Genomic DNA, 14684 nt, shown 5'->3' on the forward strand with positions numbered 1-14684 from the left:
ATGAGCGTCGACACCCCCCGCTCGGTCGTCAGCTGGCCGCGCTACGTCTGGCCGCAGGTCGCCCTGTCGCAGCGGGTCTACTGGCAGGACATCGCCTTCGCCCTCGTCGGGGCGGTCATGCCGGTGGCCATGGGGATCTTCCCGATGGTCCAGGTGCGTGACGCCGACCCGCTGCCGGGCGGCATCCGACCCGTCGACGTCCTCGCCCCGTCGGGGCTGTGCGTCTCCGTCATCTGGATCGCCTACGCCGTCATCAACTCCGCCGCCCGCCGCCGAGAGACACGGACGTACAAGAGGCTGCGCGCCACGCCGATACCGCAGAGCGCCATCCTCGTCGGCGAGGCCACGAGCGCAGCCCTACCGGCCCTCGCGCAGAGCGCCGTCGTGCTCGTCGTCGCGATGACGGTCTTCCACGTGGCCGCACCGGTGCACTGGCTGCTCGTCGTGGCCGGGCTCGTCATCGGGGCCGTGACGATGGGCCTGCTCACGTTCGGGGTCTCGGGGCTGCTGCCCTCGAGCGAGCTGTCCACGTGGATCGTCACCCCGTTCGTCATCGGCATGTGGTTCCTCAGCGGGTCGCTCAGCGTCGCCGGCGGGGCCGCCTCGACGGTCGACCGCATCGCCGACTACCTGCCCTCGACCGCCTTCGTCCAGATCGTGCGCACCGGCTACTTCGGCCAGGACTTCGTCAGCCACGACCTCACCGACCGTCCCCGCCTCTCGCTGGGGCAGGCGCTCGACGTCATCCACCAGCCCCTCGGCGTCCTCATCCTCTGGATCGCCGTCGGCTACCTGCTCTTCCGGTCCTGCTTCCGCTGGGAGCCGCGCACGTCGCGGCGCGGGCGCCGGTCGGCGAAGCAGGCCGGCTGACGACCTCGGCCGGCCCGACGACCACCCGACCACCATCCCGACGACCCCCGACCACAGGACAGGAGCGAGACGACATGGACCCCAAGGACGTCCGCGAGAGCGTGCCGCTGCTCGAGATCGAGGACCTGTTCTCCGCCGAGGGCGCCGGCGCGTGGATCCACGGCTGCCAGGGCGTCACCGTCGGCTCGGTCTCGTGCCCCGCCACCGTGGCCTCGTCGTTCAGCTTCACCTAGAGACTCCCGGGCCCACGACGGGTCCGGGCGGCACGACCCACCGGGTCGGCCACCAGCACCACCCAGCACCACCCCAGCACCACCCCAGCAACACCGACCGCTCCACCCTCACGAAAGGAAACACCATGAGCGACAAGGACATCCAGAACGCCGACCAGGCCATCGACGAGGTCGAGCTCGAGGAGCTCACCGAGGACGGCGGCGCCGCGACCCTCGGCACCGCGAGCTCGCTCGGCTGCCCGTCGTCGCTGGCCACCTTCGGCTCGCACTGACCGTCACGACGGACACCGTGCCGCACGCCGCGAGGCGGACGGCGCACCGCAGGACCCGCAGCACCGCACGACCAGATCGCACCATCCGACAGCACGACCACAACCGAGAGGAACGACCATGACCGACAAGGACATCACCCCCGCCGAGGAGCTCGACGCCGTGGAGGTCGACGAGCTCGACGAGGAGGCCGGCGCCGGCTGCCTCAGCTCCGCCGGCACGGCCTCGTGCCCGGCCACCTTCGGCACCGCAGCGTGCTGGTGAGCTCGGCCTCGCGCCCCGCCACCACCAGCCGCACACGCAGAAACGACCCGAGGTCGTCCCTCGAGTCGCTTCGCACCTCCCACCAGAACCGCTAGCCGCCGAACCGCCAAGAACGTCAGCTACGCGAAAGCTCCGGTCACGGGCGGCTCTCCTGCACTCGCGTGCGGGACCGCCCGTGACCGGAACAGTACCCCACCCACGGCCTCTTCGGAAGGAGGACGACATGACGACCGTCACCCCGTCGGCCCCCGGGCCCGCCGGCCCCACGATCGCGGCCCGCGACCTCACCGCCCGGGTCATGGACCACATCCGCCACCCCACGGGCGGCAGCCAGGCCGCCGTCTTCCGTGAGCTGCCCAGCGTCGCACCGGTGCTGCTCCTGCCCCTCGGGATGGTCCTCGTGTCGTCGGCCGAGCTCGTCCGTCGCGCCGCCGCCGCGCCGCAGCTCGTCATCGGCGAGGTCGACTTCCCCCAGCACGTCCGCGACCAGAACCCCGAGTTCGTCGCCTTCTTCGCCTCCAGCCTCAGCTTCCTCGACCGCGCCGACCACCACCGGCTGCGGCGGGTGCTGTCCGAGCACTTCACCCCGCGCGGTGTCGACGCGCTTCGTCCGACGGTCGCCGGCATCGTCGACCGGCTGACGGCCGAGGTCGTGTCCGCTGCCCGGACCGACGGGGAGGTCGACCTCGTCACCGCCTTCGCCAACGAGCTGCCCCCTCGGGCCATGGGTGCGCTGCTCGGGCTGCCGGAGCACGAGTGGGCCTCCGTGGCCGCCAGCGGACGCGGCATGCTCGCCCGGATCGCGAGCAGCTTCCCCAACCTCCAGGCGCAGGACGCGCCGATCACCGACGACGGGTTCGTCGCGCTGCGCGACCGGGTCGCGCGGCTGCTCGACGAGCCCGTCGCCGACCACACGCTCGCGGCCAGCCTCCAGGGCGCCCGCCGCCGCGATGAGCTGAGCCGCGAGGAGGCGGTGAGCCTCATGCTGCTGCTGTTCATGACGGGGGTCGACACCGTGGCGGCCGCCCTCACCAACGTCGTCGTCGCGCTGCTGCGCCGGCCCGAGGCCCTCGCCGACTGGCTGGCCGGACGCACCGCCACCGACGCGGTCGTGCACGAGGCCCTGCGCCTCGACGCGCCGCTGCCGTTCGGGATGCGCGTCGCGCGGGAGCCGCTGACCCTCGGCGACGTGCAGATCCCGGCCGGCTCGACGGTCATGCTCGCCACCGCGGCGGCCAACGTCGACCCCGCGCGCCACGACCACCCCGACCGCTGGCAGCCCGGGACCCGGCCACCGGCCCAGACCTTCGGGCACGGCACCTACCGCTGCCTGGGCGCGCTGTTCGCGGGGCTGCAGTGCGAGCTCGCGCTCGACGCCCTGCGCCCGCTCGGGGTGCGCGTGACCGACCACCGCCGCGTGCAGTGGCGCAGTGACATCAGCTTCCACACCCCGACCCACCTGCCCGTCGCTTTAGGCGGCGGATGGGTGGCGATCGACACCGCGACGGACACCGCGACCGACACCACGACCGACACCACGACCGACACCGCGACGGCTGCCGACGGTGCGTCGGAGGTGACCCGGTGAAGACGCCCTTCGTCCCCCAGCTCGGCGACGTCGACTGCGGACCCGCCTGTGTCACGGCCGTGCTCGCCGCCCACGGCCGGCACCTGCGGGTGAGCGAGGTCGCCCGGGCCTGCGCGACCGGGCGCGACGGGACCACCGCGGCGTCCCTGGTCACCGGGGCCCGGTCCCTCGGTCTCACCGCCCGTCCGTACCGCCTCTCGACCGGTACCACGGGAGGTGCCGACGACCACCCCGTGCGCGTGCTCGACCGCACCGGGCTGCCCGCCGTGACCCTCATGCGGGGCCACCACTTCGTGGTCGCGGAGGAGGTCACCCGCCGCGGCGTACGGGTCAACGACCCCGCCCGGGGGCACGTGACCCTCACCGACGACGAGTTCGCCGCCGACTGGACGGGCCTGGCGGTCGTCGTCGGGGCCGGCCCCGACCTCGTCGAGGGCGGCGAGCCGCCCGTCGGGACGCTGCGCGCCTGGTGGCGGGGGGAGGACACCGTCGGCCGCGTCCTCACGGTCTTCGGCGCGATCTTCGCCGTGCTCGTCTCGGTCGCCTCCATCGCCGCGGTGCTGCTCGTCCGCGGTGTCGCGGGACCGGTCGCCGGGGCGGGGACGTCGACGGCCGTCGGCCTCGAGCGCCTCGTCGGTGACGTGCCGCGCGCTCTGGTCGCCCTCGCGGTGGCGTCGTGGCTGGCCGGCTGGGTCGGGGCCCACCTGCGCTCGCGCCTGCTGCACCGCACCGTCACCCGCAGGTCGACGCAGCTCGTCCACCACCTGCTGCGCGTCACGCCGGCGTTCCTGCAGCACCGGTTCAGCGGCGAGGTGGCCATGCGCCCCCAGCGCATCGACGGCGCGGCGATGCAGATCGTCGCGCTGCTCGTCGACGGGGCCGTGGGGGTGCTCACCGTCTCGGCGGCCCTCACCGGCATCCTGTTCGCCTCGCCCGCCGCCTTCGCCCTCGTGCTTGCGGGGCTCGGCGCCAACGCCTACGCCATCGGCCACCACCTCGAGGAGTTCGAGGAGGCGCAGCGCCGCGCGGTGTCCGAGCAACAGCGCCGCGACGGCGAGATCGTGGCGACCCTCACCGCCATCGAGACCATCCGCTCGGAGGCCTCGCCCGCGCACCTCGTCGCGCGGTGGTCGGCCGCCCAGGAGCGGGTGGCACGGCTCGAGCGACGGGCCCACACCATCATGCTCGGGCGCACGCGCCTGTCGCTGCTCGTCGACGCCGGCACCACCGCTCTCGTGCTGCTCGTCTGCCACACCGACCGCGTGCCCGCGTCGACCGCGCTCGTCCTCGTGCTGCTCACCGGCATCTGCCTCACGGCCGGCCGACGCGTCGTCTCACTCGGCGCCTTCGACCTCACCCAGGTGCGAACCGCGCTGCGCCTCGTCGACGACGTCCTGCTGGAACCGGCGGACGGCACGCTCGTGCCGGCCGACGGGGAGGCGGACGGGCTGCACCTGCGGGGCATCGCCTACACCCGTCCCGGCGCGCGTCAGCCCCTCTTCGAGGACGTCGACCTCACCGTCGAGGCGGGCGGGACGTGCTTCGTCGTCGGCGACAGCGGGGCCGGCAAGTCGACCCTGGCCCGCATCGTCGTCGGCGCGCTCGCCGCGACCCACGGCGAGGTGTGGCGACCCGAGAGCCTCGCCTACGTGCCGCAGCGGGCGCTCTTCCTCGAGGGGACCGTCGCGTCGAACCTCACGCTCGGCCGACCGGTGCCCGACGGAGCCGTCGCCCACGCCCTGTCGTTCGTGCGCATGGACGACGTCGTCGGGGCCCGGGGCGGCGCCGACCGGGCCGAGGTGACCCAGGGCGGTCGCAACTTCAGCGGTGGCGAGCGGCAGCGGCTCGCGCTCGCCCGGGCCCTGCTCCACCGGCCCTCCCTGCTCGTGCTCGACGAGGCCTTCAGCGCCATGGACGACGAGCTGACCGACGAGCTGCACAGGCGCCTCCGGGGTCTGCGCCTCACCATCGTCTCCGTCGCCCACCACCTGCCGACCCGCGCCGAGGGTGACCGCGTCGTGCGTCTCGGCGGCGGCCGACTCACCCACGAGGACGAGACGGATGCCGACGCCGGCTCACTCGTGCAGGCGGTGGCGTCGTGAGCGTCGACGTGCTCGCCGCAGGCGACCTCAGCGATGTCGGCGACACCCGCGCACCCGGCGCATCCGGCGCACCCGGTGCACCCGGTGCACCGACCGGCATCCTCGCCCGTGGCGCGCTCGTCGTGCTCGCCTCGCTCGTCTGCACCGCCGGGCAGGTCGGCGGCATGTTCGCCGCCTTCGTGGCCTACGCCGACCCGCAGCGTGCCACGCCCGCGGTCGTCGTCGGCCTGGCCCTCTTCGTCATCGCCTACCTCGCCGGGACGGCGTCGGACCGACTGGGCCTGCGCGTGCAGGAGGAGGTGGCGGACCTCGCCGAGCGCCGGGTGTGGAGCCGGCTGCTGTCGCTCCCGGTCGCCTTCTACGCCGAGCGCTCGCTGCGCGACGTCATCGGCTACGCCAACTGCGTCGGCATGACCCGCTCCCTGCTCGGGGCGCTCGGGACCGAGAGCGCGCTCGGCGCGTTGACGGCCGCCGTCGCGACCGTCCTGCTGTGCCTCGTCGACCTGCGCCTCGGCCTCGTCGCGCTCGGTGTCGCGACCACCGTGCTCGTGGCGGCGGTGCTGCTGTCGTGGCGACAGCAGCAGCACGACCACGTCGTCATGGAGTCCGTCGACGCCGCCCACGCCACGCTCTACCCCGCCCTCACGGGTCTCGAGGAGCTCACGGCCTACGGGGCCCAGGGCACCGTCGAGCGCGCGTGGCAGCGGATCTTCACCCGCCAGAAGGATGCCGACCTGCGCGGGCTGCGGTACGCCGACGCGGGAGAGAGTCTGCTGCTCTCGACCCAGACGGTGATGCTGGCCGTGCTCTGCCCCCTCGCGCTGCTCTGGTCGAACGGGCTGCTCGCCCTCGGCTCCGTCACGATGATCGTGCTGCAGCTGGCCGGGGCGCTCGGCCGCCTCGCCGGGGTGCTGCCCGCCGTGTTCTCCATGGGCCTCGCGCGCCGGCGGCTGACCCCCGTGCTGACCGCCGCCCCGGAGCAGACGTCCGCCGCGCGTCCGCACCGGGCGCTGCGGGGGCGCATCGAGCTCGACCACGTCGGGTTCGGCTACCCCGGCAGCACCGAGCCCGTGCTCGACGGGGTCTCCCTCGTCGTCGAGCCGGGGTCGATGGTCGCGGTCGTCGGTCCGTCCGGGGCCGGCAAGTCGACGCTGCTGCGTCTCGTGCTGGCGCAGCTCGAGCCGACGAGCGGCCGGGTGCTCGTCGACGGGGTCGGCACCGCCGACTGGGACCACGAGGACCTGCGCGACCAGATCGGCTACGTCCCGCAGTCGGCGGCGCTGCTGCGCGGGACCGTGCGCGACGCCGTCGTCGGGGTCCGGGACGACGTCGACGACGACGACGTGCTGGACGCCCTGCGCACCGCCGGCCTCGGTGACCTCGTCGCCACGCTGCCGATGGGCCTGGACACCCGCATCTCCGACGGGGAGTCCGGCTTCTCCGGTGGGCAGGAGCAGCGGTTCCTGCTGGCCCGGGCGCTCGTGCGACGCCCCTCCCTGCTCGTCCTCGACGAGGCCACGAGCGCCCTCGACGAGACCACCCAGGAGACGGTCGCCACCGCCGTCGCCGGCCTCGGCATGACCCGGCTCGTCGTCGCCCACCGGCACAGCACGATCCGGATGGCCGATCAGGTGTACGTGCTCGACGGCGGTCGCGTCGTCGAGCACGGCCGCCACGACGAGCTGCTGCTGCGCCAGGGCCGCCTCCATGCGCTCACCCGCACCGCCACCTGAACCGACCCCCGCCCTCGGCCCGACCCGGGGCCTGACCCACCGCCCGACACCCCAGACCGACACCCCAGACCGACACCCCAGCCCGACCCACCGCCCGACCCACCGCCCGACCGACCAGGAGCCCGCAGATGAGCCAGTCAACGACCACCCCGGCCACCGCCGTCACGCCGGGCGCCACCCGGGTACTGCGGTTCAAGCGCAGCTCGACGGTGACCCTCCTCGACGGTGAGGGCGTCTACGTCAGCACCGAGCGGGGGGCCCGGAGCCGCATCCACGGCCGTCTCGTCAGCGACCTCTACCCCCTGCTGGACGGCACCCGCGACCGCGGGGCCGTCGAGGACGCCCTCCTGCGGGCGGGTCACCGTGACCCCGCCGCCGCGATCGACCGGCTGCTGCGCTCGGGGCACGTCGTCGAGGTCGACCCCGACGTCGACGTGCGCTCCGCGGGGTACTGGGAGCAGTGCGGCCTCGACGGCGACGCGAGCGTCGAGGCGACCGCGAGCACCATCGGCGTCCTCGTCGTCGGCGACGACCTGCCCGACCGGCTCGCCGAGACGGCCGCGGAGCACGGTCTGCGCGCCCGCGTCATCGACACCGTCGACGACCTGCCCGCGACCGAGGAGGCGCAGCTGCGTCTCGTCGTCGTCCTCACCGACGACTACGAGCGGCCCGAGCTCGCCGCCGTCAACGCCTGGTCGCGCCGCACCGGCTCCAGCTGGCTGCTCGCCAAGCCGATGGGTGTGCGGCTGTGGATCGGCCCGACCTTCACGCCCGGCCGCACCGCCTGCTACGAGTGCCTGCGGGTGCGGCTGGAGTCCAAGAGCCTCACCGAGTCGTACCTGCGCCAGCGGGGGGCGCTCTCCCAGACCTTCGTCGAGTCGGTCACCGGACTGCCGAGCACGCGACGCCTCGGCGTCGACCTCGCCCTGCAGAGCGCGGCCACCTGGCTGGCCGGTGTCGTGACCGTCGGACCGGACGGGGTCGACCTCGCCCGAGCGGGCGACGTCGTCACCCTCGACACCGTCGACCTCACCTCCGCGCGCCACCACCTCGACGCCCGCCCCCAGTGCTCCGTCTGCGGCGACGGGGGGCTGCAGGCCCGCCTCGTCGAGGCGCCGGTCCAGCTCGTGCCCCGACCCAAGGCCCGCACGAGCGACGGCGGCCACCGGGCGCTCACCCCCGACCAGTTCGTGCAGCGCTACGAGAGGTTCGTCAGCGACATCACCGGACCGGTCAGCCACCTCGTGGCCCTGCCCCTGGAGGTGCCGGGCCTGCACGTCTACTCGGCGGGCCAGAACTTCGCCATGCCGATGCAGTCGATCGCCGACCTCAAGGCCGGCCTGCGCAGCGCGAGCTGCGGCAAGGGCAAGAGCCCCGAGCAGGCGAAGGCGAGCGCCCTCGGTGAGGCGATCGAGCGGTACTCCGGCGTCTTCCACGGCGACGAGCCCCGGGTGGTCGCCTCCCTCGACTCCTTCGCCTCGGACGAGGTCGTTCACCCCAACGAGCTGCACCAGTACAGCGACTCGCAGTTCGCCGAGCGGGCCGCCTGGAACGCCCGACCGAGCCACTTCCACTGGGTCGGCGACGCCATCGACCCGGCGGAGCCGGTGGAGTGGACGCCGCTGTGGTCCCTCAGCGAGCAGCGCCGCAAGTGGGCCCCCACCTCGGTGCTCTACTACAACTACTCGACGACGCGCAGCCGCTACAACGGGGGCGCGAACTCCAACGGCTGCGCCGCCGGCGCCTCCCTCGAGGACGCGGTGCTGCAGGGCTTCATGGAGCTCGTCGAGCGCGATGCGACCGCGGTCTGGTGGTACAACCGCTCGCGTCGTCGCGCGGTCGACCTCGCCTCCTTCGAGGACCCGTACTTCACGCACTGGCAGGAGCAGTACGACGCCCTCGACCGGCGCTCGTGGGTGCTCGACATCACGACCGACCTCGGCATCCCCACCTTCGTGGCCATCAGCCACCGCACCGACAAGCCCGCGCAGGACATCCTGCTCGCCCTCGGCAGCCACTTCGACGCCTCGGTGGCCATCGGCCGGGCCCTCAGCGAGATGAACCAGTTCCTCCCCGCCGTCATCGGGATGCCGTCGGACGGCTCCGGCACGTACGCCTTCACCGACCCCACCCAGGTGCACTGGTGGAGCACGGCGACGATCGAGAGCGAGCCGTACCTCGTGCCCGATCCCGACGTGCCGGCCGCCACCCCGGCCGACTTCGTCGACCTCTCCCGCGACGACCTCGCCGAGGACGTCGACGTGGCCCGGGGCATCGTCGAGCGGGCCGGCATGGAGATGCTCGTGCTCGACCAGACCCGCCCCGACATCGGTCTGCCGGTGGCGCGCGTCGTCGTGCCCGGCATGCGCCACTTCTGGCCGCGCTACGCCGCCGGCCGGCTTTACGACGTGCCCGTCGCGCTCGGCCTGCAGTCGGCCCCGACCCCCGAGGCCGACCTCAACCCCATCGCCATGTTCCTGTGAGAGGACGAGAACCATGACAGTCATCGACAGCATCGTCGCCCAGGGTGGCGAGCGCCGCCCCGAGGCCCAATCCAACGAACAAACCGGTGCCGCAGGCGGTTTCGAGGATGCCAGTGGGTTGGGTACCGCTGCCGCGCCCGTCGACGCGGTGCGTGGGCTGCGCCTGCGCGACGGCGTCGCGGCCCTCGTCGAGGACGGCCTGCTCGAGCTGCGCTACGACGGGTCACCGGTGCTGCGGGTCAAGGGTCTGCCGGCCCCGGTGTCCGGACGCTTCACCTCCCTCGGGGAGCGCGCGACGGCCGAGCCGCTCACCGCGCCCGACGCCGCGGTGTTCGACCGCGTGGCGTCGGCGGTGGGTCGGTGCCTGGCCGAGGGGGTCTGGCAGGACGACGCGCTCGTCGTGCAGGCCGAGTCGGTGCGCCCGGGTCGCGTCGTGCGCCCGACGTCCCTCACCGCCGACGACGAGGTGCGCCTGTCCAAGTTCGCCTACCTGCACCGTCGCGACGAGCGGCTGCACGTGGAGTCGCCGGTCCAGGGGTCGCGCGTCGTCGTGCACGACACCCGGGTGCTCGACCTCGTCGGGCGGCTGGCTGAGCGCACGCGCGTGGGCGAGCTGACCGACGCGACGGGGCTGCGACCCACCACGGTGCACGCGGTGCTCGAGCTGCTCGTCGGCGCCGGTGTCGCCGACCTGGCCGACGCCGACCACGACGGCATCCTCGCCTCGGACACGGACGTGCAGCGACAGTGGGACTTCCACGACCTCCTCTTCCACTCGCGCTCGCGGGTCGGGCGTACCGACGAGGCCTTCGGCGGGGTCTTCCCGTACCGCGGCGAGATCAAGCCTCTGGCACCCGTGCGGCCGCACCACGACGGCCTCCACGTCGACCTGCCCCGCCCCGACCTCGACGAGGTCCGCGAGCGGGACGCCCCACTCGTGACCGTCATGGAGGGACGCACGTCGGTGCGCCACTACGGCGAGCAGCCGCTGACGGCCGCGCAGCTCGGGGAGTTCCTCTACCGCACCGCACGGGTGCGCGGCACCTACGGGCCGATGCCCGAGAGCGGCATGCCCTACCCGGCCAGCAGTCGCCCCTACCCGTGCGGTGGCGCGGGCTACGAGCTCGAGCTGTACCTCACCGTCGCCCGGTGCGAGGGCGTCGACCCCGGGTGCTACCACTACGAGGCCGACACCCACCGCCTCACTCTGCTGCCGACCCCGCCGTCGCTGAGGCAGCAGCTGCTCGACACCGCGTCGCTCTCGGCCGGCGGGGACGTGCGGCCCGACGTGCTCGTCACGATGACCGCGCGGTTCCAGCGGATCTCGTGGAAGTACCGCTCCATCGCCTACGCCGTGACCCTCAAGCACGTGGGGGTGCTCTACCAGACGATGTACCTCGTCGCGACGGCGATGCACCTCGCGGCGTGCGGCCTCGGTAGCGGCAACAGCGACCTCACCGCGGACGCCTTCGGCCTCGACTACCTCGAGGAGTCGGGCGTCGGCGAGCTCATCCTGGGCTCGCTGCCCTCACCGTTCGCGGGCGCCCCCGTGCCCGGTGGCAACCCGATCGGCAAGATGGGCGCGGACCCCACGTGGGAGCCGCACCTCGACCCCGGCTGGTACGCGTCGAGCCACGCCCGGCTGAACGGCTACGGGTCATGAGGGCCGCGACGTGGGGGCCTCTCGCGCCGGTGTCGGCGTTCGAGGACCCGCTGGCCCCGGTCCGCCGTCGACGCCCCCGCCTGGACCCCTCGCCCCTGTCCGACGTCGAGCGCCCGACGAGCACCTGCCTCCTCGGCGGTGCCCGGCTCGGCGCCACCGGCCGACGCGTGGGGGCGACGACGTGACCGCTACGGTCCCGGTCACGACGGGGTCCGCCGTCGCCGGCGTCGCCGCCGTCGTCGACGGCGCGACCGCCCGCACGATCCTGGCCCGGCAGTGCCGGTTGCCCGCCGCCACGCTGGACGCCCTGCGGGACGACGCCACGGCGGCTGCCGCCCGTGAGCTGCTGGGATCCCGCCGCACGATGCAGGCGCTGCGCGACCGCGTCGAGGACGTGTTGCACGGGTTGGTCGGTGGCTGTGACGACACGGGCCGCCGGCGCGAACTGCTGGGGGCGCGACGCAACGTGCACAAGGACGTCGTCGCGGCCCGGCACGAGGCCCTGCTCGACGAGGTCGCGACCGAGAACCCCGACGTCGCCACCTGGCTCGCCGCCGCCCGGGCGAGCCGCGAGCTGTCCGGACCCGACGACGCCGCCCGGGCACGTCTCGCCTCCGCGGCCGGGCGGGTCGTGCGGCTGCTCGACGACCCCGGCCTGCGGCGGGGGATCGCCTTCGCCTCGACGGCCTTCGCCCGCGAGCTCGACCAGCGCCCGTCGGGCCCCGTCGACCCCGACGGGCGGCTGGCCCGGACCGCGGTGAGCTACGCCGTGCGGGCCGCCCTCAAGCCGAGCCCGTTCTCCAGCCTCGCCACCCTGCACGCGGTGCGGTCGTCGGACGTCGGCGTCCGCGCCGACGACGGGGAGGGATGGAGCCGGGACCACACGACGTTCCGCCCGCTCGCCGTCGAGCTGCACGGACGCTGCGTGCAGCGTCCGTTCGCATGGGCGGGCCCGAAACCGGTTCGAGCGCAACGGATCCCGTCGATGCAGATGCGCAGTGGCACGTACGCCTTCCTGCCCCACTACGCCCACCAGGGCAGCCTCTACTACCGGACCGACGAGCTCACCGAGCTGACGTCGGAGGCCCCTCCGCTCAACGCTGCCGACGGCGTCGCCACCGGCCGTCTGCACGCGCGACGGCCCTGGGCGCTCACCGACGGTCACGAGCTCGGCCTCCTCGCCGGTGACGGACGGGACCGCGGCTGGCCCGCCGAGGTCGTCGACGCGCTCGGTGGGGCGGCCGAGGCCGAGGGACGGGTGCACCGGGCGCAGCGGCCCGACGAGGTCGTCGACGCCATCGAGGCGCTGCACGACGGCGCGCGCGACGCGCTGACGGCCGTGGGCTCGCGGGCCGGTTCGTGGCTGCTGCGCGAACCCCTCGTGCACGAGTCGGTGTCGGGCCCGGCGCTCGCGGCACCCGCCGCGCTGCCGTCCGAGCTGGCCCGGGTGCTGTCCCGGCGGGTCGTGCCCCTCGCCTTCTACGACACCCTGCGCCGCCTCTTCTCGGCGTTGCACGGTTCCGGCTCCGCGCCGCTCGTGGCCTTCTGCGCCGAGGCGACGCTCGCGCTCGAGCGCGCGCTGGTCGGCACGCCCGACCGTCACGAGCTCGACGACCTCCCGCGCGGGCACCTCAGCCTCGCGCGGCCGGCCAGTGTCGTCTACCACCAGCACAGCGGCGGTCGCGTCGTCGTCAACACCGTCATGGCCGACTACCTCGGTTCACGGTCGCGCTGGGGCCGGCTCGCCACCCTGACGGGTGACCTCGTCGCCGACGCGGTCACGACGGCCACGACCCGGCATCCGGGCACGGTGGCCTACCAGTTCTCGGCCTCGACCGACTGGACGACGACGCAGCGACCCGGTCCCGGTCTCCCTCTGGCCGAGTGGGGTCCGGCCCTGCTCGACCACCCGGGCGCCCACGACCTGGCGGCGTTCCGCATCCACCTGGACCCCGACACGCGCACGCTCCAGCTCACCGACCCCGACGGCGCGCCGGCCGCGCTGCTCTACGGCGGGGCCATCCCGCCGCACCTGCTCAAGGGGGTGGAGGGAGTGCTCGCGGTCATCGCCTCCCCGTGGGCCGTGCTGCCGCCGACGGCGCGCGCCGTCGAGGTCGACGGGGGTCTCGTCACGCCACGGCTCGAGGGCCCCGACGTCGTCTGGGGCCGACGGACGTGGTCGCTGTCGCCGGAGGTCGTGCCGACGTGGGCGCGCGGCGGCCACGTCACCGACGTCCTCGCGCGGGTCGAGGCGATGCGGGAGCGGTTCGCCATGCCGGGCGAGCTCTTCGTCGCGACCGTCGAGGCGGGCAGCGCCCGACCCGTCGGCAAGCCGACGTGGCTCAGCGTCGGCCACCCGCTCACCGTCCTCACCGCGCTGCGCGACCCGGGGCCGCGCGTACGCCGCTGGGTCTTCACCGAGGCCCTGCCCGCCCTCGCGGAGGCGGGGTCGTCCGTGCACGGGGAGGGCGGCTGCGTCACCGAGTTCGTGGCCGTGGTCGACCATGGCTGAGCACTGGCACTACCTGCGCGTCTACGTCCTCGACTTCGACGAGATCCCGGTCGTGCTCGAGCAGGTGGTGCGCCCCTGGCTCGACACCCGTGCCGACGAGATCGAGCGCTGGTTCTACCTCCGCTTCATGGACGCCACCGGCGTGCACCTGCGGCTGCGGCTGCAGCTGGTCGACCCGTGGTCGAGCACCGGCCACGACCTCGAGGACCGGCTCTGGGACTGGTGCGCGGCCGCCACCCTCGCCGACTCACGCTGCGTCCGCTTCGTGCTGCGCCGTCACTACGCGCCGGAGCACGCGAAGTTCGGCGGCGCCGCCGGCCTCGAGCTGGCCCACCGCATCTCGCACCTGGGCAGCGTGGCCGCCGCCGACCTGCTGCCCCTGCGCGACCGGATGCCGGTGCTCGCCCTCGGGGCCGGACACCTCACCGTCATGAACGCCACCTTCGCCCCCCTGCTCTCGAGCACCTTCATGTACCAGTACGGCTGGTACTGGACGGGCCGCGGCACGGTGGGAGACGGCTGGGCCACCGTCGTCGCGGACTCGCTCGCCCGACCCGAGGCCATCCGCTTCGACGCGGTGAGGGCCGTGGACGTCGCCCGCCGTGTCGTCGACGACGCCTGGGCCGGGCCGGTGCTGCGCACCTACGCCGACGCTGTGCTGCGCGAGGTGCAGACGCTGCGGCCCGAGATGTGGAACCACTCGGTCGCCCTCGTCGTGCACCACCACCTGCACCTGATGAACAACCGGCTGGGCGTCCTCCCGCTCCAGGAGGCCCACCTCGCCCGCATGCTCTACCTCGGGCACCGCATCGAGGCGGCCGCCGCCGCCAGAGCTGCCGCAGAAGCGGCCGGGACGGCCGCTGCCGCCGCTGCCATTGCTCCCGTTGCCGGTGCCCCGGCGTCGGGTACGACCCTGCCGGCGGGGGCGCTCCCCCCGCAGGAGGTGCCCGAGGCCGGCTGACGCCC

General features: G+C 74.1%; 11 protein-coding genes. All 11 read left to right on the forward strand.

What is annotated here, in order from left to right:
• The 11 genes from DFJ68_RS16500 to DFJ68_RS16545 all read left to right on the forward strand — a co-directional run bounded on the left by DFJ68_RS16500 (position 1) and on the right by DFJ68_RS16545 (position 14679).
• Positions 1–870 carry an ABC transporter permease gene (locus tag DFJ68_RS16500; protein WP_121034666.1) on the forward strand — a complete coding sequence of 290 codons (870 nt, stop codon included), beginning with the start codon at positions 1–3 and terminating at the stop codon, positions 868–870.
• Between the two features lie 74 nt (positions 871–944).
• A complete protein-coding gene (locus DFJ68_RS18375) occupies positions 945–1103 on the forward strand; it encodes a hypothetical protein (protein WP_170165806.1) in 159 nt (52 codons plus the stop codon).
• Between the two features lie 125 nt (positions 1104–1228).
• Positions 1229–1375 carry a thiocillin family RiPP gene (locus DFJ68_RS16505; RefSeq protein ID WP_121034667.1) on the forward strand — a complete coding sequence of 49 codons (147 nt, stop codon included), beginning with the start codon at positions 1229–1231 and terminating at the stop codon, positions 1373–1375.
• A gap of 118 nt (positions 1376–1493) precedes the next feature.
• Positions 1494–1637, forward strand: a complete 144-nt coding sequence (locus DFJ68_RS16510) for a thiocillin family RiPP (protein WP_121034668.1) — start codon at positions 1494–1496, stop codon at positions 1635–1637.
• Positions 1638–1860: 223 nt separating this feature from the next.
• Positions 1861–3225: a cytochrome P450 gene (locus tag DFJ68_RS16515; protein ID WP_121034669.1), complete on the forward strand. Its 1365-nt coding sequence runs from the start codon at positions 1861–1863 to the stop codon at positions 3223–3225.
• The gene (locus DFJ68_RS16520) at positions 3222–5327 is read left to right on the forward strand and encodes a cysteine peptidase family C39 domain-containing protein (protein ID WP_170165807.1); all 2106 of its coding nucleotides are present in this window, start codon (positions 3222–3224) and stop codon (positions 5325–5327) included. The genes DFJ68_RS16515 and DFJ68_RS16520 overlap by 4 nt, the downstream gene beginning before the upstream one ends.
• Positions 5324–7060, forward strand: coding sequence for a peptidase domain-containing ABC transporter (locus DFJ68_RS16525; RefSeq protein ID WP_121034671.1), 1737 nt, complete (start codon positions 5324–5326; stop codon positions 7058–7060). The genes DFJ68_RS16520 and DFJ68_RS16525 overlap by 4 nt, the downstream gene beginning before the upstream one ends.
• A gap of 128 nt (positions 7061–7188) precedes the next feature.
• Positions 7189–9543, forward strand: a complete 2355-nt coding sequence (locus tag DFJ68_RS16530) for a TOMM precursor leader peptide-binding protein (RefSeq protein WP_147431634.1) — start codon at positions 7189–7191, stop codon at positions 9541–9543.
• A 13-nt stretch (positions 9544–9556) separates the two neighbouring features.
• Positions 9557–11206 (forward strand): SagB family peptide dehydrogenase, encoded by a 1650-nt coding sequence (locus DFJ68_RS16535; protein ID WP_211333406.1) that lies wholly within the window; start codon positions 9557–9559, stop codon positions 11204–11206.
• Positions 11207–11387: 181 nt separating this feature from the next.
• Positions 11388–13718, forward strand: coding sequence for a hypothetical protein (locus DFJ68_RS16540; protein WP_121034672.1), 2331 nt, complete (start codon positions 11388–11390; stop codon positions 13716–13718).
• Positions 13711–14679 carry a thiopeptide-type bacteriocin biosynthesis protein gene (locus DFJ68_RS16545; RefSeq protein ID WP_121034673.1) on the forward strand — a complete coding sequence of 323 codons (969 nt, stop codon included), beginning with the start codon at positions 13711–13713 and terminating at the stop codon, positions 14677–14679. The genes DFJ68_RS16540 and DFJ68_RS16545 overlap by 8 nt, the downstream gene beginning before the upstream one ends.
• The last annotated feature ends 5 nt before the right edge of the window (positions 14680–14684 follow it).

It is taken from the genome of Terracoccus luteus (assembly GCF_003635045.1).
Taxonomy (GTDB): Bacteria; Actinomycetota; Actinomycetes; order Actinomycetales; family Dermatophilaceae; genus Terracoccus; species Terracoccus luteus.

Bases quoted from the DNA above. Each gene is read 5' to 3' on its own strand.
- DFJ68_RS16505 (WP_121034667.1), top strand. From the start codon at position 1,229: ATGAGCGACAAGGACATCCAGAACGCCGACCAGGCCATCGACGAGGTC.
- DFJ68_RS16515 (WP_121034669.1), top strand. From the start codon at position 1,861: ATGACGACCGTCACCCCGTCGGCCCCCGGGCCCGCCGGCCCCACGATC.
- DFJ68_RS16545 (WP_121034673.1), top strand. From the start codon at position 13,711: ATGGCTGAGCACTGGCACTACCTGCGCGTCTACGTCCTCGACTTCGAC.
- DFJ68_RS16510 (WP_121034668.1), top strand. From the start codon at position 1,494: ATGACCGACAAGGACATCACCCCCGCCGAGGAGCTCGACGCCGTGGAG.
- DFJ68_RS18375 (WP_170165806.1), top strand. From the start codon at position 945: ATGGACCCCAAGGACGTCCGCGAGAGCGTGCCGCTGCTCGAGATCGAG.
- DFJ68_RS16500 (WP_121034666.1), top strand. From the start codon at position 1: ATGAGCGTCGACACCCCCCGCTCGGTCGTCAGCTGGCCGCGCTACGTC.
- DFJ68_RS16530 (WP_147431634.1), top strand. From the start codon at position 7,189: ATGAGCCAGTCAACGACCACCCCGGCCACCGCCGTCACGCCGGGCGCC.
- DFJ68_RS16535 (WP_211333406.1), top strand. From the start codon at position 9,557: ATGACAGTCATCGACAGCATCGTCGCCCAGGGTGGCGAGCGCCGCCCC.